At 58.4% G+C, this 19,543-nt stretch carries 22 protein-coding genes and 2 pseudogenes; 8 read left to right on the top strand and 16 right to left on the bottom strand.

Translation table 11 applies throughout. The features are described 5' to 3' along the window. Positions 1 to 46: 46 nt before the first annotated feature. Positions 47 to 472, bottom strand: a complete 426-nt coding sequence (locus ACMXYH_RS07680) for a YybH family protein (RefSeq protein WP_008151160.1) — start codon at positions 470 to 472, stop codon at positions 47 to 49. A 141-nt stretch (positions 473 to 613) separates the two neighbouring features. Here ACMXYH_RS07680 and ACMXYH_RS07675 point away from each other — a divergent pair, with 141 nt between their 5' ends. Together ACMXYH_RS07675 and ACMXYH_RS07670 are read left to right on the top strand one after the other, a co-directional pair. Next, on the top strand, positions 614 to 1,099 hold the full coding sequence (locus ACMXYH_RS07675) for a GNAT family N-acetyltransferase (RefSeq protein ID WP_415766744.1): 486 nt from the start codon (positions 614 to 616) through the stop codon (positions 1,097 to 1,099). A 7-nt stretch (positions 1,100 to 1,106) separates the two neighbouring features. Then, positions 1,107 to 1,712, top strand: a complete 606-nt coding sequence (locus ACMXYH_RS07670; RefSeq protein ID WP_415766743.1) for a pyridoxamine 5'-phosphate oxidase family protein — start codon at positions 1,107 to 1,109, stop codon at positions 1,710 to 1,712. Positions 1,713 to 1,761: 49 nt separating this feature from the next. Here the strand turns inward: ACMXYH_RS07670 and ACMXYH_RS07665 are convergent, their stop codons facing one another. The 5 genes from ACMXYH_RS07665 to ACMXYH_RS07645 all read right to left on the bottom strand — a co-directional run bounded on the left by ACMXYH_RS07665 (position 1,762) and on the right by ACMXYH_RS07645 (position 4,480). Then, positions 1,762 to 2,103, bottom strand: coding sequence for a hypothetical protein (locus ACMXYH_RS07665; RefSeq protein ID WP_129437726.1), 342 nt, complete (start codon positions 2,101 to 2,103; stop codon positions 1,762 to 1,764). Continuing rightward, positions 2,096 to 2,362, bottom strand: coding sequence for a prevent-host-death protein (locus ACMXYH_RS07660; RefSeq protein ID WP_046049521.1), 267 nt, complete (start codon positions 2,360 to 2,362; stop codon positions 2,096 to 2,098). The genes ACMXYH_RS07665 and ACMXYH_RS07660 overlap by 8 nt, the downstream gene beginning before the upstream one ends. Before the next feature lie 78 nt (positions 2,363 to 2,440). Next, positions 2,441 to 2,950 carry a GNAT family N-acetyltransferase gene (locus ACMXYH_RS07655; protein WP_134417718.1) on the bottom strand — a complete coding sequence of 170 codons (510 nt, stop codon included), beginning with the start codon at positions 2,948 to 2,950 and terminating at the stop codon, positions 2,441 to 2,443. 314 nt (positions 2,951 to 3,264) lie between these two features. Beyond that, entirely contained in the window at positions 3,265 to 3,750 is a 486-nt protein-coding gene (locus ACMXYH_RS07650; RefSeq protein WP_129437730.1) for a GyrI-like domain-containing protein, read from the bottom strand. 67 nt (positions 3,751 to 3,817) lie between these two features. Beyond that, on the bottom strand, positions 3,818 to 4,480 hold the full coding sequence (locus ACMXYH_RS07645; protein WP_129437732.1) for a LysE family translocator: 663 nt from the start codon (positions 4,478 to 4,480) through the stop codon (positions 3,818 to 3,820). 139 nt (positions 4,481 to 4,619) lie between these two features. Between ACMXYH_RS07645 and alaC the strand changes: the two genes are divergently transcribed. Beyond that, positions 4,620 to 5,831: an alanine transaminase gene (gene alaC / locus ACMXYH_RS07640; RefSeq protein WP_008151144.1), complete on the top strand. Its 1,212-nt coding sequence runs from the start codon at positions 4,620 to 4,622 to the stop codon at positions 5,829 to 5,831. A gap of 130 nt (positions 5,832 to 5,961) precedes the next feature. Here the strand turns inward: alaC and ACMXYH_RS07635 are convergent, their stop codons facing one another. Together ACMXYH_RS07635 and ACMXYH_RS07630 are read right to left on the bottom strand one after the other, a co-directional pair. After that, the gene (locus ACMXYH_RS07635) at positions 5,962 to 7,314 is read right to left on the bottom strand and encodes a GntP family permease (protein WP_415766742.1); all 1,353 of its coding nucleotides are present in this window, start codon (positions 7,312 to 7,314) and stop codon (positions 5,962 to 5,964) included. An 85-nt stretch (positions 7,315 to 7,399) separates the two neighbouring features. Then, positions 7,400 to 7,933: a gluconokinase gene (locus ACMXYH_RS07630; RefSeq protein WP_046049516.1), complete on the bottom strand. Its 534-nt coding sequence runs from the start codon at positions 7,931 to 7,933 to the stop codon at positions 7,400 to 7,402. 375 nt (positions 7,934 to 8,308) lie between these two features. Between ACMXYH_RS07630 and ACMXYH_RS07625 the strand changes: the two genes are divergently transcribed. Then, positions 8,309 to 9,340: a LacI family DNA-binding transcriptional regulator gene (locus ACMXYH_RS07625; RefSeq protein WP_415766741.1), complete on the top strand. Its 1,032-nt coding sequence runs from the start codon at positions 8,309 to 8,311 to the stop codon at positions 9,338 to 9,340. A gap of 33 nt (positions 9,341 to 9,373) precedes the next feature. On the opposite strand, the gene ACMXYH_RS07620 is transcribed toward ACMXYH_RS07625, so the two are convergent. Then, positions 9,374 to 10,246 (bottom strand): LysR family transcriptional regulator, encoded by an 873-nt coding sequence (locus tag ACMXYH_RS07620; RefSeq protein ID WP_415766740.1) that lies wholly within the window; start codon positions 10,244 to 10,246, stop codon positions 9,374 to 9,376. A 120-nt stretch (positions 10,247 to 10,366) separates the two neighbouring features. Between ACMXYH_RS07620 and ACMXYH_RS07615 the strand changes: the two genes are divergently transcribed. The 3 genes from ACMXYH_RS07615 (at position 10,367) to ACMXYH_RS07605 (ending at position 12,258) form a co-directional block, all read left to right on the top strand. After that, positions 10,367 to 10,798 (top strand): PACE efflux transporter, encoded by a 432-nt coding sequence (locus tag ACMXYH_RS07615; protein ID WP_415766739.1) that lies wholly within the window; start codon positions 10,367 to 10,369, stop codon positions 10,796 to 10,798. 56 nt (positions 10,799 to 10,854) lie between these two features. After that, positions 10,855 to 11,487 (top strand): glutathione S-transferase family protein, encoded by a 633-nt coding sequence (locus tag ACMXYH_RS07610; RefSeq protein WP_415766738.1) that lies wholly within the window; start codon positions 10,855 to 10,857, stop codon positions 11,485 to 11,487. 216 nt (positions 11,488 to 11,703) lie between these two features. Continuing rightward, a complete protein-coding gene (locus tag ACMXYH_RS07605) occupies positions 11,704 to 12,258 on the top strand; it encodes a hypothetical protein (protein WP_134417668.1) in 555 nt (184 codons plus the stop codon). Positions 12,259 to 12,522: 264 nt separating this feature from the next. Here the strand turns inward: ACMXYH_RS07605 and ACMXYH_RS07600 are convergent. From ACMXYH_RS07600 to ACMXYH_RS07590, 3 genes and pseudogenes are all read right to left on the bottom strand, one after another. Further along, positions 12,523 to 12,954 (bottom strand): annotated as a pseudogene (locus tag ACMXYH_RS07600) (methyl-accepting chemotaxis protein); the annotation flags it as partial. A gap of 111 nt (positions 12,955 to 13,065) precedes the next feature. Next, positions 13,066 to 13,737, bottom strand: a pseudogene (locus ACMXYH_RS07595) (PAS domain-containing protein); the annotation flags it as partial. A gap of 522 nt (positions 13,738 to 14,259) precedes the next feature. After that, positions 14,260 to 15,132 (bottom strand): LysR family transcriptional regulator, encoded by an 873-nt coding sequence (locus ACMXYH_RS07590; RefSeq protein WP_415766737.1) that lies wholly within the window; start codon positions 15,130 to 15,132, stop codon positions 14,260 to 14,262. Positions 15,133 to 15,230: 98 nt separating this feature from the next. Between ACMXYH_RS07590 and gstA the strand changes: the two genes are divergently transcribed. Further along, positions 15,231 to 15,833, top strand: a complete 603-nt coding sequence (gstA, locus tag ACMXYH_RS07585) for a glutathione transferase GstA (RefSeq protein ID WP_415766736.1) — start codon at positions 15,231 to 15,233, stop codon at positions 15,831 to 15,833. Positions 15,834 to 15,972: 139 nt separating this feature from the next. On the opposite strand, the gene ACMXYH_RS07580 is transcribed toward gstA, so the two are convergent. The 4 genes from ACMXYH_RS07580 to ACMXYH_RS07565 form a co-directional block, all read right to left on the bottom strand. Continuing rightward, entirely contained in the window at positions 15,973 to 16,986 is a 1,014-nt protein-coding gene (locus ACMXYH_RS07580) for an ABC transporter substrate-binding protein (RefSeq protein ID WP_415766735.1), read from the bottom strand. After that, positions 16,983 to 17,525 (bottom strand): sigma-70 family RNA polymerase sigma factor, encoded by a 543-nt coding sequence (locus tag ACMXYH_RS07575; RefSeq protein WP_415766734.1) that lies wholly within the window; start codon positions 17,523 to 17,525, stop codon positions 16,983 to 16,985. The genes ACMXYH_RS07580 and ACMXYH_RS07575 overlap by 4 nt, the downstream gene beginning before the upstream one ends. Before the next feature lie 230 nt (positions 17,526 to 17,755). Beyond that, the gene (locus ACMXYH_RS07570) at positions 17,756 to 18,547 is read right to left on the bottom strand and encodes a phosphate/phosphite/phosphonate ABC transporter substrate-binding protein (protein ID WP_415766733.1); all 792 of its coding nucleotides are present in this window, start codon (positions 18,545 to 18,547) and stop codon (positions 17,756 to 17,758) included. Positions 18,548 to 18,593: 46 nt separating this feature from the next. Continuing rightward, positions 18,594 to 19,535, bottom strand: coding sequence for a fatty acid desaturase (locus ACMXYH_RS07565; protein WP_415766732.1), 942 nt, complete (start codon positions 19,533 to 19,535; stop codon positions 18,594 to 18,596). Between the last annotated feature and the right edge of the window lie 8 nt (positions 19,536 to 19,543).

The following is a 19,543-nucleotide window of genomic DNA, read 5'->3' as shown; positions in this document are numbered from 1 at the left end:
TGCAGATTGACGCTTTCGCGACATTCCCGACGAATCGGCCTGACGCTCAGGGTTCCAGGTTGAACAGCACCGTGCCGCTCATCATGTCGAACGGGGCCGACCAGTGTTCGTGGACGATGCGCCATTGCCCATCGTCGCGCCGATAGCAGGCGGTCACGCGCATCCAGCAGGCCTGGGTTTCGCCCTTCTCGTTAGTGCCGCCGCAATGGGCCAGCCAATGGGCGAAGGCGATGTGCTCGTCCGCCACGATGTTCATATGGTCGAAATCAAACTTGTGCGCGCCCTGGCACATTTCCATGCATTCCTGCCAATGCGCGCGGTAGGCCGCCTTGCCGCGAAATTGCAGGGCCTTCACCGCATCGTAGGAGACGATGTCCTCGGCATACAGGGGCATGAGTTTCTCGACATCCTTGGCGATGACCGCCTGACGATAGGTGTCGATCAGGGTCTGGATTTCGTGGGTAGCGTTCATGGTGGTTCTCCGTGGTTTTTGTTGTGAAGACACCTTTAGTCGTCTGGCGAAAAGCCAAATCGACAGCGGAAATAAAAATAGTCCAGGAACGCAAACTCGTTAGAATTCGAAACACATTTATGTTGGAAAAAGGACACTCCAGTGACAGCCCGACTCCTGCCTTACGACAGCCTGAACGCGCTCCAGCGCCAGCAGGTCGAGGCCATTGAAGTTCACAAAGAACAAATCAGGTTCTCCGGCGACATTCACGGTGCGTTGCACACCTTGCTGTCCAAACCCGGCCCCGGCGTCAAAGGATTTGCGCTACTGGTCGAGGATGTTCCCGTGGCCTTTCTGCTGCTCAAACGCCCGCCCGTATTGCCGGCGTGGGCCGATGAACACAGCGCCACCCTTCACGCACTGCAAGTCGATCATCGGGCTCAGGGCAAAGGCTATGGCAAGGCCTGTCTGCAAGCTCTGCCCGACGTGGCACGTCAGGCGTTTCCGGAAATAAAGGGGCTGGAGTTGTCAGTGGATGCGGATAACGCATCGGCCATCGCGCTTTACGCAAAATTCGGCTGGGTCGACAGCGGCGAAGCCTACAGGGGCCGGATCGGTTACGAACGGCGCATGGGTCTGATTTTCTGAGGTGGTCATGCTCAACAGCATCGAAGAACTGGAAGCCCTCTACGGCCAACCCCACGACCGCGCCGTGCGCAAGCAGATCGCCTTTCTGAACGAGGACTATCAGGCGATGGTACGCGCCTCGCCGCTGGTGATCGTCAGCTCGGTGGGGCCTGACGGGATGGACGGTTCGCCGCGGGGCGACACGCCGGGTTTCGTGCGGATCATTGATGAGCGCACCCTGGCGATCCCGGACCGGCCGGGCAACAACCGCATCGACACCCTGCGCAACGTCGTGCTCGATTCGCGGGTGTCGCTGTTGTTCATCATTCCCGGGATTGGCGAAACGTTGCGGGTTAACGGCACGGCACAGATCAGTGCCGAGCCCGCGTTGCTGGAGAGCTTTGCGGTCAATGGCAAACCGGCGCGCACGGTGATGCTGGTGACAGTGGAAGCAGCTTTTTTTCACTGTTCAAAAGCGATTGTGCGCTCAGACTTGTGGAACCCTGAGAAACATCTGGAGCGCTCGGCGCTGCCGACGGCGGGCGCGTTTCACAAGCGGTTGAACGATGGGCAGTTCGATGCCGAGACGTATGACCGGGAAGCGCCGGCCAGAGTGCGGGACAACCTTTACTGATCGAACACGAAAAAGGGTTGCCTTGAGGCTTTTGAGATTTGACTAGCTGTTAGAGGAGAAGACAGTAATCGAGCAACTGCTTCTCGATACTTTGATGCTGACCGATAACCAACGCGACCACTACAAGGTTTTCACTCGGGAACACCTCATACAAAACTCGCTGCCCCATAGGAAGGTACTCATGAAAATGAGTCACCCCAAGCGACGCCGCTTCCTGGCAAATACCGTAAACATGGGCCTGACTGCTAAACGCCGTAACGATCTGCATCACCAGTTGATCGACCATCTCTGCCGCTTTTTTGCGACCGCATTGCTGCGTGAGATAGTGCTCCAGCGAAATAACCCCATGCTCCGCAGCGGTCGCAAACTCTACCCTGAAGACCTCAGGCATCGTTATCGTCTTGCTGCAATTGGCGCCGCTGCGCCAGTCTGGCCAGCAAAGTGTCGCCAGAAATCAGTTTTCCCTGCTCTTTGTCGCGAGAGGAGAACGAAAGAAGTTTGATCAGCGCGATGGCCTCATCTCGCCGCTTACGCTCCTCGTAGGACTCGATCACATAAGCCGGAACGCCATTCTGAGTGACGAGCATCGGCTCGGAAAGATCCAGCGCTGCCGCATTCTTTTTAACAAAACTGATAGTTTCAACTCGCATCATTCATTCCTCTGCTCACCACCCAAACAGGATGGCCAATGCAACAAGGTCTGAATTTAGGCCATTAAAAAACTTATCTCAAGAACTCATTTGCTCTTTTCCCAACTCCAACACCATCTCATGCCAAGCCATCCCGCCATGGTCAGACGCTGAAGGCTTGATGTAGGCAAAGCCAAACCCGGCATACAGCGGAATATGCCGCTCCTTGCACATCAGATGGATGTTGGTCTTGCCCAACGCGCGCATCCGCTCGATGAATTCGCCCATCAACCGTTTCGCCAGGCCCTGCCCCTGATAATTCGGGTGCACCACCACCGACATGATGACCACGTGCGGGCCGGCCGGGTCGTGGCCGATCAGTTCCTTGAACGCCTCGTCCGACATCTCGACCTGAAACGCCGCACCGGAATTGATGAAACCGGCTACAACGCCATCGACTTCGGCCACGATGAAACCTTCGGGCCAGGTGGCGATGCGGGTGGCGATTTTCTCGCGGGTCGCGGCTTCGTCGCCTTCGTAGGCAACGGTTTCAATGGCGTAGCAGCGGTCCAGATCAGCAGGTGTGACGTGGCGGATGACGGTGTTCATGGCAGCTCGAAATCAACGAGAGGAAGGCTGGGGATCATAAATTAATAAGGTGTTCATATCGATCACCGCAGGTGCCGTAAAGCCTGCGTATAAGCGCTGTCATTGCTCGTCGGTGCGGATTATTGATGTGTCCTGTCTCTGGCCATCAATAGGGGGAACACACCATGAGCAGCGTTCAGATCGGACTTCTTATGCTGTTGGGCATCAGCACATTTGGCTTCATCACGTTGTCGATTGACCTGTTGCGGGCGCGACGGATGAAGCAAGGCAAGTAACGAGCAGGAGGCGGACGCCAAGTCCGCCTCCTGATGGAGTCAAGGCTTGAGCGGCAGCCAGATTTCCAGCACGCCGGTATTGAGCTTCGGGTTGAAGTCTTCGCTGTAGCGTTCGAATTCCGGGGCGTCCGCCGCCTGATAACCGGACTGCGGCAGCCAGGTTTTCCAGATGTACTGAAACGTCTGGGGCAACATATCCAGAGAGCCCTTGTGCTCGAACACGGCATAGTGCTGAGGCTGGACCTCGACCCAACGGTATTTATCCGGCAGGTCGTCGAGTTTGTCGATTTCGACGCCGGCAATGTATTCAAATCCGCCCTTGCCATCCGGATTGCAACAGATGCCGTAGGTCACTTCGCTTTTTTGACCGGGAATTTTGCCAATCTCGGGAATGAATTTCTCCCAGAGATCGGGTATGCCACTGGTCGTATCCGTGGTAAATCGGCCGCCAAGCCCTGCAATGAGCAGGAAGTGCCCGTGCTCGAAGCGTGGCTTGGCCGTTTCGACGCCTGTTTGCTCATCCATGACTCAACTCCTGGAACAAAAAAGTGGGTTCGGCTGGGAGTATAGAACCCAAACCGAATTCGCCCAGTTACAGTGCGTGCAACTGCTCGACGGCACCTGCGCCGACGAACTCGTTATACCCCGATAGGATCACGTAGACCGCGAAATAGCAGAAGATCGCCGCCGATGCCATGTAGGAGTAACGCAGCAGTTTGTCGCCCAGCAACTTGCCGCCGTGACTCGCGGCGAAGCACAAAGCGACGCACCAGAGCACCCCGGCGCAGAGAAATCCGCCGAGAAACAGCGCCGAACTAAGGGCGCCACCGCCACCGGAACGAGCGATCAATGTGCCGCCCACCGCCGCGAACCAGAGAATGGCGCTGGGAGACGACATGGCGAGGAAGATCCCGCGGAAAAACTCGCGCCGATGGGAGTTCTGACCCACATCTTCGGCCTGCGCCAGTACCGCCTCATGGTGAATCGCCGAATAGATCATCTTCGCCGCGAAGTACAACAACAGCGCCGAACCTCCGATCCACAGCACCCAGCGCACGCTTTCGTATTGCAGCAAAACGGTCATCCCGGCCAAGGCCAGCACGGCGTAGATCAGGTCGCCGACACACGTCCCCAAACCCAGTGCAAAGCCTTGAAAATAGCCACGTTGCATCGCCAACGTGATCATAGCGATGTTGGCCACGCCGATGTCCAGGCACAGCGAAAGGCTCAGCAAGAAGCCACTGGTAAATTCCATCAACCGATTTCCTTCGGACAAATTTGTTTACATAGTCGCTGGACAGTTTGCCACATCAACCCTTACATTCCGCCACAGGTCACCGCAGTGACCAGCGTCGCTCGGACGGTTCCGGGCGCTCACGTTATCCGAGGCAACAATGGCTAACCCAGGTTCGCCGCGCCGCTTTGCGCGCATAGATCGACTCCCCCCTTACGTATTCAACATCACTGCCGAGCTGAAGATGGCCGCCCGTCGTCGTGGCGAAGACATCATCGACTTCAGCATGGGCAACCCCGACGGCCCGACACCGCCGCACATCGTCGAAAAACTCGTCACCGTCGCCCAGCGCGAAGACACCCACGGTTACTCGACGTCCAAGGGCATTCCGCGTCTGCGCCGGGCGATTTCCAATTGGTACAAGGATCGCTACGAGGTCGACATCGACCCGGAAAGCGAAGCCATCGTCACCATCGGTTCCAAGGAAGGCCTGGCACATTTGATGCTGGCCACCCTCGACCAGGGCGACACCGTTCTGGTGCCGAACCCGAGCTACCCGATTCACATCTACGGCGCGGTGATTGCCGGCGCCCAGGTGCGCTCGGTGCCGTTGATTCCGGGCGTGGACTTCTTCGCCGAACTGGAAAGCGCCATTCGTGGCTCGATTCCGAAACCGAAAATGATGATTCTCGGCTTCCCGTCCAACCCCACCGCCCAATGCGTGGAGCTGGATTTCTTCGAGCGGGTGATCGCCCTCGCCAAGCAGTACGACGTTTTGGTGGTGCACGACCTGGCCTACGCCGACATCGTCTACGACGGCTGGAAAGCCCCGTCGATCATGCAAGTGCCGGGCGCCAAGGACATAGCGGTGGAGTTTTTCACCCTGTCCAAGAGCTACAACATGGCGGGCTGGCGCATCGGTTTCATGGTCGGCAATGCCGAACTGGTCAATGCCCTGGCGCGGATCAAGAGTTATCACGACTACGGCACGTTCACCCCGCTGCAGGTCGCGGCGATTGCGGCGCTGGAAGGCGATCAGCAGTGCGTCAAAGACATCGCCGAGCAGTACCGGCAGCGTCGCAACGTGCTGGTCAAAGGCCTGCATGAACTGGGCTGGATGGTCGAGAATCCGAAAGCGTCGATGTACGTCTGGGCGAAGATTCCAGAGGCTTATGCGCACTTGGGCTCGCTGGAGTTCGCCAAGAAACTGTTGGCCGAGGCCAAGGTTTGCGTCTCGCCGGGCGTAGGGTTTGGTGAATATGGGGATGATCACGTGCGCTTCGCGCTGATCGAAAACCAGGACCGGATTCGTCAGGCCATACGCGGGATTCGCGGGATGTTCCGGGCGGATGGGCTAATTAGCAAATCTTGACGCCCTGCACATAACACTGTGGGAGCGGGCTTGCTCGCGAATGCGGTGTGTCAGTCAACATTGATGTTGTCTGACACGGCCCCTTCGCGAGCAAGCCCGCTCCCACATTTGGTTTTGCGGTGTCAGTGACTTAGACGAACAGCGACAACAGCAGGATGAAGCCCAGGCCCACCACGGACAGGATGGTTTCCATCGCGGTCCAGGTCTTGAAGGTTTCCGCCACGGTCATGTTGAAGTACTGCTTCACCAGCCAGAAACCCGCATCGTTCACGTGCGACAGGATCAACGAACCAGCACCGGTGGCCAACACCAGCAGCTCACGGTTCACACCTGGAATCATCCCCACCACCGGCACCACGATGCCCGCGCCCGTAATGGTGGCCACGGTTGCCGAACCGGTCGCGATACGAATCACCGCCGCCACCAGCCAGGCCAGCAGGATCGGCGAGATCTGTGCGTTCACCGCCATGTGGCCGATCACGTCACCCACGCCGCTGGTCACCAGCATCTGCTTGAAGCCACCACCGGCACCGATGATCAGAATGATCGCGGCGGTCGGCGCAAGGCTCGCGTCGAGCAACTTGAGAATTTTGCTGGAGCCCATGCCCTGACGGTGCCCGAAGGTGTACAGCGACAGCAGCAACGCCAGCAGCAGCGCCGAAATCGGGTGACCGATCAGGTCCATGAACGAGCGGAAGAAATTGCCGTCCGGCAGGACCACGTCAGCAAAGGTCTTGAGCAACATCAGGAACACCGGCAGCAACACGGTGATCAGGGTGATGCTGAAGCTCGGCAGCTCAGCTGCCTCTGGCTCGCGCGCCAGTTGGTCGACCAGTTCCTGGTTAGGATGACCCGGAATGTACTTGGCAATGAACGTGCCGTAGATCGGGCCGGCGATGATGGCCGTCGGCAGCGCAACGATCAGACCGTAGAGAATGGTTTTACCGATGTCGGCACCGAACACGCCGATGGCCAGCAACGGGCCCGGGTGCGGCGGAACCAGACCGTGCACGGCGGACAGACCGGCCAGCAGCGGGATACCGATCTTGATGATCGACACGCCGGTACGCCGGGCGACGATGAACACCAGCGGGATCAGCAGCACGAAGCCGATTTCGAAAAACAGCGGAATGCCGACCAGGAACGCGGCGAACATCATCGCCCACTGCACCTTGTCCTTGCCGAACGCGCGAATCAGGGTTTGGGCAATCTGATCCGCCCCGCCCGACTCGGCCATCATTTTGCCGAGCATGGTGCCCAGCGCGAGGATGATCCCGACGAAACCGAGCACCCCACCGAAGCCGTCCTGGAACGCCTTGATGATGGTGCCGATCGGCATGCCGGAGGTCAGCCCGAGAAACGCGGCGGCAATAATCAGAGCAATGAAGGGATGCAGCTTGAATTTGGTAATCAGGACAATAAGCCCGATCACCGTGACCACTGCATCGAGCAGCAGGAACGTCTCGTGGGACATGCCAAACATTAGGGGTGTCTCCTGGTTGTTGTTGTTGTTATTAAAGCGGGTAATTCGCAAGCCATCAGGACAGCGCTATCTCTTCGGGCAAAACTCATACGGCGTGTTTCAGGCCATGAGCCTGCCACCAGTCATGAGCTTGCTTCGCCAATTGGTCGACGCTGTGGTTAGACGCGTCCAGAGCCAGGGTCAGGGGCTCACCAACAGGCGATTCAAGGGTGGCGAACTGGCTGTCGATCAGCGTCGACGGCATGAAGTGGCCCGGCCGATGGGAGACACGATCAGCGGCAACTTCAGGGGTCAGTTCAAGGAACACGAAGCCCAGGCCCGGCAAGGCGCTGCGCAGACGTTCGCGGTAAATGTGTTTGAGGGCCGAGCAGGTCAGCACCGGGCGTTCGCCCTTGGCGTCGATGCGGCGCAATTCATCGCACAGGCTGTCGAGCCAGCCGGCACGGTCGTCGTCGTTCAGGGGGATACCCGCGCTCATCTTTTCGATATTGGCGGCAGGGTGAAAAGTGTCGCCTTCAATGGCGGTCGCGCCGCTGAGTTGGCACAAGGCCTCGCTGACGCAAGTCTTGCCGCAACCGGCAACGCCCATGATGACCAGGGCGGTGATGGGATGATTCATGTAACACCTCAGCGCGCAGACAGCGCTACCTTTGACAGTTAGGACATTAGTGTCCTGTCTCATAAATACGTTCCTTTTTGACGAGTGGCTGTTGTTGTCAGGCAAGGCACCGCGACGAGTCATAGCTGGCTATGGCGAGGAGCGGTAACGCAGCATGACAGCAACAGACACCGTCAAAAATGAACAGTATTTATGAGACAGGACACTCCAATCAAAAGCAGAAGTTGCCGACGCCTTCTTGTCATTTTTGTGGGTTGCAGCATGTTCGTTCTCAACGCCAAAAAACGGGGATCAGGCAAACCCCGCTCACGCATTTGCAGCTGCGTCGAGACAGCGCTACCTTAGTGCCTCGAATTTTGTTTGGCAAGCCGTCCGATGATCTCCTCTAAAAACGATAAAAATACGCGCACCACTGGCCGCCCCACTTTGAACGAAGTCGCACGCCTGGCCGGTGTCAGCCCGATCACCGCCTCTCGCGCCCTGCGCGGGGTCAGCACGGTGGCCACCGAACTGGTGGAAAAAGTCCAGAAAGCGGCGCTTGAACTCAACTACGTGGTCAACCCTGCCGCCCGCGCGTTAGCCTCGGCCCAGAGCCATTCGGTGGTGGTATTGGTGCCGTCACTGTCCAACTTATTGTTCATCGACACGCTGGAAGCCATTCATCAGGTTTTACGCCCCAAAGGCTTCGAAGTGCTGATCGGGAACTTCCACTACTCACGTGACGAAGAAGAAAACCTGCTGCGCAATTACATGGCGTATCAGCCTCGCGGTCTGCTGCTGACCGGTTTCGACCGCACCGAAAGTTCGCGCCGGATGATCGAGGCCAGCAACATTCCGTGCGTGTACATGATGGAACTGGACAGCGCCGCCGGGCTCAATTGCGTGGGCTTTTCGCAACTCGCTGCCGGCGAGACAGCGGCCGAGCATTTGCTGTCAAGGGGTCGTAAACGCCTGGCCTACATCGGCGCGCAACTGGATCAACGCACGTTGCTGCGCGGCGAAGGTTTCCGCAAAGCCCTGCAAAAGGCCGGTTTGTATGACCCGGACCTGGAAGTGCTGACCCCCCGCGCCTCCTCCGTCGGCCTCGGTGGCGAACTGTTCCTGCAACTGCTCGCCACTCATCCCGATGTCGACGCGATCTTCTTCGGTAACGACGACCTGGCCCAGGGCGCACTGCTGGAAGCCATGCGCTGCGGGATCAAGATCCCCGAACAAGTGGCGATCCTCGGCTTCAACGACCTGCCGGCCTCGGCGCACATGGTCCCGCGTCTGAGCAGCATCAGCACCCCGCGAGAAGCCATCGGCCGCCGCGCAGCGGAGCAGATGTTGACGTTGATGGCTGGCAACACGGTGGCCAAACCAGTGCAGGACATGGGGTTTGAGTTGAAGGTGCGCGAGAGTACGTAGCCACTGTGGGAGCGAGCTTGCTCCTACACTGGATCAACGCCCCATCAATTCCACAAACGCCAACGCCCCTTTCTGCAATGGCTGGCTCTTGAGCCACACCGCATGCACCGGCAGCACCAACCCGTTCTCAATGTTGCGGAAACTCAGACGCTTGAGCCTTCCGGCATCAAGCATAGGCTGGACCACCGACAGCGGAAAATTGCCCCAACCCAATCCGGCTTCGACCATTTCCAGCGCCATGGCCAAGGTGTCGGTGCGCCAGTAAGACTCGGCCACCAGTGGCCGGGTTTCGCTGATCGGCAGGTCGCGGCCGGCGACGATGATTTGCCGTACGTGGACCAAGTCTTCCAGGAACAAATCTTTGCCCTGAAACAGCGGATTGTCCGCCGCCAGCGTGGCGATCATCCGTTCGGTGCCAACGAACTGGAACCGCTCCAGCACGTTCATGCTCAGCCCGGCGAACGCCAGGCAAACGCTGACCCGGCCGCTGTGGAGCATCGCCAGCACATCATCCTGCGGTGCGCTGAGCATTTCGATTTCCAGTAGCGGATGACGCTCGGCGATGACCTTGATCGCCGCCATCACGCGGCCCTTGTCGATGTCCGCCACGACCCCGATCGACAACTTGCTTTCCAGCCCCAGCGACAACTCGACCGCATGCACTTGCAGCTGTTTGAGCTGCTCGGCAATCAGTCGCGCATGCGGCACCAATGCGCTGGCCATCGCCGTCGGCACCGGTTCGCGATGGCTGCGATCGAACAGTGGATAGCCGAGCTCGGCTTCCAGGTTGGCGATGCCCATGCTCACCGCCGACGGCACTTTACCCAGCGCCCGGGCGGCAGCGGAAAACGAGCCGCGCTCGATCACCGCGAGGAACAACTCGATGCTGTCACTGTTGAAATTCATTCCTCTTCCTATCAATAAAACTGAAAGCTACCGACTTTTTCTGTCACGTCTATTGAAGCTATCTTTCGCCGCCTTCGCCAGTGCTCCTGGCTTCAAGTTCGCAGAAAGAGGCAAAGTCCCATGCAAGGCGTTAAACGAAAACTGATCTACGTGTCGCTTTACGAGGTCATCGGCATGACCTTCTCGGCCCTGGGCCTGGCGTTGTTGTCCGGCACCTCGCCCGGCAGCACTGGCCCGTTGGCCGTGATCATCACCACCATTGCGGTGACCTGGAATTTCATCTACACCACGCTGTTCGAACGCTGGGAAAGCCGTCAGCCTTCGCGAACCCGCACCGTTAAACGGCGCATCGCCCATGCCGTGGGTTTTCAACTAACCTTGATAGTGTTCCTCATCCCGTTGATCGCCTGGTGGATGAACATCAGCCTGGTGCAAGCCTTTCTGCTGGACGCGGCGCTGATCATTTTCATCCCGTGCTACACCTTCGCCTTCAACTGGTTGTTTGATCGCACGTTTGGTTTGCCAACTTCAGCGCTGCCGGATCCGGTTTGAAAACGCTGAATGTCTGTTAGTTTCCTGAAGCGTCGAATCGCTAATGGAGTAGCTCAATGGAACACGCACTGAAGATTCTGGGTAAAGCCTCGTCCATTAACGTCAGAAAAGTCCTGTGGACCTGTGAGGAACTGGGTGTTACCTACGAACGTGAAGACTGGGGCGGCGGTTATGCCTCGACCCACACGCCGGAGTTTCTCAGGCTCAATCCCAACGCACTGGTGCCGGTGATCATCGATGAGGCCGGCGTGCTGTGGGAGTCCAACACCATCTGCCGCTATCTGGCCGGCAAACACCACAACACCGATCTGCTACCCCACGAATCGGCGGCCCGCGCTCGGGTGGAGCAGTGGATGGATTGGCAAGCGACTGAACTCAATGCCTCCTGGAGCTTTGCGTTCACGGCGTTGGTGCGCAAAGATCCGGAGTTCCAGGACCCGCATCACATTGCCGCCGGTGTACACAACTGGAATCAGAAAATGGGCATCCTCGAGCATCAGCTCGCGGCCACCAAAGCGTATGTCGCCGGGCCACACTTCACACTGGCGGACATCGTCATCGGGCTGTCGGTCAACCGCTGGCTGATGACACCGATGGAGCGCCCCGACTACCCGGCCATCGACGAGTATTTCCAACGGTTGGCACAACGCCCGGGATTCCTGAAACACGGCTGCAACGGCCTGCCTTGAGCGGTTCCCGCGCTACAAATCGCTAAAAAATAAACATTCGTAGTGGCTGGTGCAGCAAGCGGTCGACCTCAGCCGCCCGGCGGCAAAGGTTGACCTCAACCCCTCGGTCACCCTTGAGCCGTAAAACAACAATCAATTGATTTTGTTAGTGTTTTTAATTAGGCACAGTATTTGCTGAAAGTACTGCACCGCAAATACCTACAAGGTCTATTCATCATGTTGGTCAGTGCAAAACAAAACCTGGTGACGCCCCTCCCCAAGCGACCCGGCGACGAACCGATCTCGGACGCCGCCGCCGGACTTCAGGGCGGCCTACAAGCCGCCATGACACAAGCCCTGCAACACAATGTGCAAGCGCAAACCGCGCAGACCACTAAGCAGGTCCAGGACTCAGCCACCCAAATCGCTACCCAACAAGTCAGCGAAGCAACCCGGATCAGCGATAACGTCGATGAAGCGTTCGCCAAAACCCGCGTGGGACTGCAAGCCTCGTCCGCCCACCTACCCGCCGATGTTGAAACAGCCACGGACGCCTTCAAGGAGTACATGAGCAAAACACCGGAGCAGCGGTTGCGCGACAGTATTTTGCAAGAGATGGGGTTGACGGAAGATGACTTGAAAACCATGCCACCGGAAAAACAACTGGCGATCGGTAAAGAGATTGCCGAGCGCATGCAAGACAAGATCAAACTGGCGCAGGCCGAGAAGGAAAACAGCAGCAGCGAAAAAGGCAGCAGCCAGGTGGTCGACAAGTTCCTCGCTTCGCTTTAAAAGTGCGGAAATCAATAAAAGAGGGTCCCTTCGAGGGCAATGCCAGTCAGTTAAGGAACGACACAATCCGTAGCAGCTGGCGAAGCCTGCGTTCGGCTGCGTAGCAGTCGTAAAACCTGAGTTTGCGGTCTTCCTGAAACACCGCATCGTCTGATTTCACGACTGCTGCGCAGCCGAACGCAGGCTTCGCCAGCTGCTACGGATCGCGTTTTGGCTTAACTGATCGACATTACCCTTCGAGGGACCCTTTTCAATGTGCCGCTATCAACTTATCTGCAACGTCGAATTAAACTGACTGATCGCATCCACCACATGCCGCGATCCTTGCTGTATCTCCAGAATCACCTCCCCCGCCTCGTTCGCCAGTTCCACGCCTAATCCGGTACGACTCAAACTCGATTGCATGCTCGACACCGCGCTCAACGACAAGTCATGGTTCCTGCGCACCACATCGACAATCTCCAGTGTCGCCTGGCTGGTTCGCGCCGCAAGGCTGCGCACTTCATCGGCCACCACCGCAAACCCGCGCCCGTGCTCCCCGGCCCGGGCCGCTTCGATCGCGGCGTTGAGCGCCAGCAGGTTGGTCTGATCGGCAATGCCGCGAATGGTCTGAACGATGGTGCCGATGATGTCGGACTGTTTGCTGACGGCATCAATGCTCAGCGCCGCTTCGTTCAAGTCTTTGGAAATGTCCTGAATGATCTGCACGGTTTGCTGAACCACCTGGGAACCTTTCTGCGCGCAGGCGTCGTTTTGTACCGAGGTGCTGTGGGCCGATTCCGCAGCGGTTTGCAGGGTGGTGACTTGCTGGGTGATGTCGCTGGCGAACTTGACCACTTTGTACAATCGACCCTTGGTGTCGAACAGCGGGTTGTAGGAGGCCTCCAGGAAAACCGTATGACCGTGCTTATCTTTGCGCTCGAAACGGTGCGAGTGATATTCGCCGCGATTGAGCGAGGCCCAGAACGCTTTGTAGGCCTGAGATTCGGCTTCGGCACGATGACAAAACAGGCTGTGGTGCTGGCCAACCACTTCATTGAGCGAGTAATGCATCGTCTTCAAGAAGTTGTCGTTGGCCGTGATGACCTTGCCATCCGGAGTGAATTCGATCACGGCCATGGAACGACCGATCGCCGCGAGCATGCTCTCGCTTTCGTGTTCCTTATAGGTCCTGGCTGAGATATCAGTGGCGACTTTGATCACACTCCGAACCTGACGATCAGCGCCGAACACCGGCATATAGCTGGCTTCGAGCCAGATCTCCTTGCCGCTCTTGTTCAAGCGTAAAAAGTTCCCGCTCACCGGTTCGCCACGGGCCAGGTCACGCCACAACTTGGCGTAGGCTTCGCTTCGATAAAACGCTTCTTCGCAAAAGATCCGGTGATGCTTACCGCGCACTTCTTCGGCGCTGTAACCCATGGCACTGCAAAAGTTGTCGTTGGCATCGAGCACGATGCCTTCGGGGGTGAACTCAATCATCGCCATCGAGCGGCTGACTGCGGCCAACTTCGCGTTAGCCTCGGTCAGCGCGCAACTGAATCGTTCGATTTCCAGCAGGTCGGTCTTGTGACGTCGGTTAAACATAGTCGTATCACCTTCAGCGCGGTCTTTTGTTTGATGAAAGTTCTTTGGTCTTTCAACAGCTCCACCACTACGTTCCAAGGAACAGGCACACGCATCCCTCCACAGGAAGGACTTGGTCAGGTGATCAATGATGTTTAATCGGAGAGTCCATGTAGCAACGCTCTTATCAAGACATCCTTCTCTTGATAGCCCGGAATCGGGCCAGCCCTAACGTTCTGATAAGACATTCCATTGACCGGACAGCTCCGTGTTGTTCAGAGTCGGTGCCTTGGGTTGCGCACGCTTTTAACGTGTATGACAGCCTTCACATGGTGGTCGACATAGTTAGTTACGATTCAGCATAGACTGGCGAGGCAGGTAAGCAAGGCCACTAGTCGGCCAGTATTGAGGACAAAATCGGTTCAGCTTCGGTATGCGTCATTTCTCGGCGAGCATGCCCATCAACGCCTGTACCGCCGCCGAGGGTGGCTTGTTCGCAGCGGCCACCAAAGCAAACTCTCGATCGATACGCGGAGTCACCGGCACCACGCGCAGCCCCTGAAGTTGGCTCGGCAGCGTCATCTCCGGCACCAGCGTCACGCCGATGTTTTCCCGCACCAGGGTGAACGCACTGCTCCATTCACGGACCTCGACCCGCACATCAAGCAGTTGCAGCCCGGCATCCTCCGCCAGGCTGCGAGCGTTGGTCGAACAACCGCCCGTGGCCAGTACAAAAGGTTGTTCCGCCAACTCCGCCAGGGAGACGCCTTCTTCATTCGAACGGCGAGCCAAAGGATGGCCGCCAGGCACCACCGCCATCCAGGCATCAGTTCCTAACCGACCGGCATTGCGCTCAGGCGCCGGTTTCAACACCACGCCGACGTCCACCAGCCCGGCGCCGAGCAGCGTTTCCACTTCATCGTCGCTGACCTCCAGCGCGACCACCTGAATGCCGGGATAAAGCCGGTTGAACTGACGCAGCAGCGGCGGCAGGAAAGTCGCCAGCACCATGGGGAAACTGGCCAGGCGAATCGTCCCGCGCTGAATGTCTTTGGTGGCATCGACGCTGGTGCGGATATTTTCCAGGGCCCCGAGCATGGTTCTCGCGTGTTCGATCACAGACAGGCCGATTGCCGTCGGCAAGGTCTGGCGACTCTCCCGACTGAACAGCTGAACGCCCAGAGTTTCTTCAATCAACGCCAAGGCCTGGCTGGCACCGGACTGGGTCATGCCGACCCGCTCGGCAGCCCGGGTAATGTTGCCCGTGTCAGCCACCGCCACCACCATTCGCCAATGCATCAGATTCATCATGGCAGTAGCTTTCCTTATGGCGGTTTTCTGAAAGATTAATTTTACGAAGGTGCCGCGCACTATGACACTGGCGCAAATCCCCAGCCAGAGCCCTGCCGATGAAGTTGTATTACGCCCCATACGCCTGCTCACTGGCGCCGCATATCGTGCTGCGCGAACTGGATCTGTCGTTCGAATTGATCCGCGTCGACAACACCAGCAAGCGAACCGCCAACGGCGACGACTTCCTCGCCATCAATCCAAAGGGCTACGTCGCGGCACTGCAACTGGACAACGAACACGTGTTGACCGAAGGCCCGGCGATCCTCCAATACCTGGCAGACCTGCGACCCGAAGCGAACCTGGCCCCCGTGAGCGGGACGTTCGAGCGAGTGCGGTTGCAGGAGTGGCTGAATTTCATTTCGACAGAGATTCATGGCGGGCTTGGCTGGCTGTTCAGTTCGCAGTTCCCGGATGAGGTGAAAGCGCTGATCAAGGAGAAACTGTTCAAGCGGTTTGCGGTGTTGTGTCAGACGCTGGAGCGCCAGGATTATTTGATGGCTGACGGGTTCAGCATTGCCGATGCGTATTTGTTTACGGTGTTGCGCTGGGCGCACCTGTTTGCCATCGATTTGAATGAGTGGCCGGCGTTGGCGCGGTTTCAGGCACGGGTTGATCAGCGGCCAGCCGTGAAGGCTGCGTTGGCCGCTGAGTTGGTGTAAGTCTCAAGACCATCGTCGGAACGCCGCCCGGAGCAAGCTCGCTCCCACAGGGGATCTATGTCATGCCGAAGATCCAATGTGGGAGCGAGCTTGCTCCGGACGGCGTTCCGACGATGGCTATTTTCCAGGCACTACAAATTTACAAACTCGCACTCACTTTAGTAGCCACTTCACCGGGCACCCAACCCTTCCAGATCTGCGGCTGATCACGCAAAAACGCTTCGGCCACCTGACGCGGTTGCAGGCGCTTTTCGCTCATCTGACCAAGCGTGTGGTTCAGCAGATCGATCGGCAGGTCGACCTTTTCGAAGAACGCCACCAGGTCCGGGTACTGCGCCTTGAACGGCGCGGACACCCCAATCGCCAGGTTCGCCGGCATCGAACGCGTGCCTTTTGGATTGGGGTTGTTGGCGTCGGCCAAGGTCTTCCAGGCGTCGGCGTCGAAGGCCGGCTCGTCGAGTTTCACCAGTTTGAAACGCCCCAACAGCGGCGTCGGCGACCAGTAGTAGAACAGCACCGGTTTGCCACGACGGATCTGCGAAGCCACCTCGGCATCCAGTGCTGCGCCAGACCCCGTGCGGAAGTTGACGAAGCTGTCGGTCAGGTCATAGGCCTTGAGTTTCTGACTGTTGACGATCTCGGAGGTCCAGCCGGTCGGGCTGTTGAGGAAGCGTCCTCGGCTCGGGTCTTCCGGGTCGCGGAACACGTCCTTGTAGCGCGCCAGGTCGGCGACGGATTTCAGCTCCGGAGCCAGGGGTTTGATGCCGCGTTCGGGATCGCCCTTGATCACGTATTCCGGCACCCACCAGCCTTCGGTGGCGCCTTTGACCGTGTCACCCAGCCCAAACACTTTGCCTTGCGAGGCGGCTTTGACCCACGCCGGACTGCGCCCGGCCCACTCTTCGCCGATCACTTGAATATCGTTCTTGGCCAGTGCCGCTTCGAGGCTGACGGTGCTGCCCGGCAGGGTATCGGTCGGGTAGCCGTAACCTTTCTCGACTATCAATCGCAGGATTTCGGTGATGAGGCTGCCACTTTCCCAGGTGATGTCACCGAAGTGTATGGGTGCGGTTTTCTCCGCCGCGGGAACGTGGGTTGCCACAAGGCTCAGGGCAAGCAGCGAACTGCCGAGCAGGGTTTTGAGTGATCTCATGCGGACCTCCGGGTCAGGGGATTCAAGGATTGGTTGGCGCTGTGCCGGGCGCACAGGGCTTGAGTGCGAGTCATGTAAACGCTGACCGAGCGTTGGGAAATGCCCAGTTCGGCGGCGATTTGCGGGTAGGTCAGACCGTCGATTCGCGATAACAGGAAAGTTGCCCGAACCTTGCCCGGCAAGCGCTCAAGCGTGCGCTCGAGGCCATGCAAGGCCTGGGTCAGTTGCACCCGTTCTTCGGGCGAGAGCGCTTGAGGCTGATCGATCTGTTGCAACTGATCGAGGTGGTGGCGTTCCAGATCGCGGCGACGCCAGAGCTGATAGATCAACCGCTGGGCAATGGTGGTGAGCAAGGCGCGAGGCTCGCGGATCGGGGTCAGCCCCGGCGATTCGAGTAATTGTAAAAAGGTTTCGGAAGCGATGTCTTCGACACTGGAACTGGCGCCCAGGTGCCGGCGCAACCTTGTGCACAGCCAGGGGTAATGCGCGCGAAACAAGCCGCCCACGTCGTTGCGATGGGAAAAGTCGGTGCCGGACATAAAGGCTCCAAGGGTTAGGGGTCGCTGAATGTCCGGTGATCCGGTGACGCGATCCTAGCAAGGAGCCTTATTCGTTAAAAATACTTAAAAAGCATTTTTATATTCCATTAAGTACTATTTCAAAATCGTCAAGATCGCAGCCTCGCTTCGCTCGACAGCTCCTACAGGTGTACGCCGATATCCTTGTAGGAGCTGTCGAGTAAAACGAGGCTGCGATCTTTTGATTCTGCCTACCGTAATCGCCCAAACCCCAACGCCTCAGCCTCTTGCTCATAGTCGAGCACAATCTGATAGTCGCTTTCGCCGGCCGGCAATACCTCTTGCAGACCGAGGATTTCCCTGACTTCGGGCAATTCCTGCAACGTCGTATTCATCACCTGCCGCAGCTCTTCGGCCTGTTCATCGGTGACAGTCGCGGCGGTGATATACGGCAAGGTCGGACTGAACGCACTTCGCGCGATGACCCGCAGCCCGGCCACTTCTTCTTCGGCGTGCTGCGCCAGATAGGCGAAGGTCACGCTGTCGATGGCCGCTAGGTCTGCCTTCTCTTCTCGCAGCCAGCGCAGGCTTTCGCGGTGACTGCCGCTGATACCGACACTGGCGAAGAACTGCCCCTCTTGATGCAGCGGCGCCAGTCGGTGACGCAACAGGTTCATGCCGCTGTTGGAGTCTTCGCCATTGATCACCCCACGACTGTCGCGAAAGGCCGGCAAACTGCGCCGTGGATCATCGGCGCGACTCAGCAACAGGCTGCAATGGTTGCCGCCGTTAGCGTCCGGTAGTTCATAGCGAGGACGACCAATGACCCGGACCCGACCGCGCAACGCGGTCATCAGCGGATAGCCGCAGGTTTGGGTCAGCAGCAAGTGCGGGGACAGCCAAAGGTCCATCAGCGAAACGCCCTCGGCGTGGCGGCGGGTGGCCCCCAGTCGCTCGATAATTCGCGTCAGCCAGCGCTCGTTCGCCTCGCGGACCGGTTCGGGGGCGACGTACATCAGTAATTCAGCGAGGTGTTGTGTCATCACAATCTTCCCATACGACGAAATTCCCCTGTGGGAGCGCGTTCGCTCAGTAATACGGGTGCCTGGGGCTGTCGATGGCCTTCACTCCATGCCGGCGCCACAACTGGCCATAACCCTGCACCAAAAACCCACCGCTGCGCGCCAGCCATTGCTCGCGACGCGCGTGGTAGGCGCGGGGCAAGTCGTACCAGGGCAGCCCTGGCAAGTCGTGATGCACCAAATGCAGATTGAGGTTCAGGAACAGCCAGCGCCACGGCCAGGCGGCTTCGTTGATGACCGTCCTTTGCTCGGGCTCGGCGTGGGGACGGTGTTCATAGTAGGAGCGAATCATCGCAATCGATAGCGCCGGCACACTGATCAGCAACAGGTAATGCCACACCGGCAGCACGCTGTAGCGGGCGATAAACAGCAACATCAGCAGGGTCAACGCGCCGTGGCTCAACCACATCAACCAGGCCTGCCGCTCACTTGCTTTCAGACGCTGGCACTCTTCTCGGGCCAGCGCCAGCAAGGCCAGCGGTGCACCGAGGGCGAAGCGTCCGAGCACGGTTTTGTTCAGCCAGTGCAGGCCCTGTTCGAACAGTGAACTGCCCTGCCATTGCTCGGCGCTCAGGTAACGGCTTTCCGGATCGCGACCCGGGAGGGTCAGGTCTTCGTCGCGGTGATGCAGCAGATGGCTGTCGCGATACAGGGTGTAGGGATACCAGACGGCGAACGGCGCGTAGCCGAGTATCTTGTTCAGCGATGTCCAGCGGGTGGGATGACCGTGAAGCAATTCGTGCTGCACCGATAACCAGAGCACCACCAATGGAATCAACAACAATGTGCTCCACCACAGGCCCAACCAGCCACTGGCCAGCACGATGCTGAACCAGCCGATGTACACGCCGATCAGCAGCAACCAGGTCGGCCACTCGGTGCGAGCGGTCAGGCGTTGGCGCAGGGTTTCGATTTCTTCACGGTGGGCGGTATCGAAGTAATGGGGCATGGCGTTGC

Source organism: Pseudomonas frigoris (genome assembly GCF_047758635.1).
GTDB lineage: Bacteria > Pseudomonadota > Gammaproteobacteria > Pseudomonadales > Pseudomonadaceae > Aquipseudomonas > Aquipseudomonas frigoris.
The sequence above is the reverse complement of the archived record's forward strand: the minus strand, read 5'-3'. Positions and strand labels throughout refer to the sequence as shown.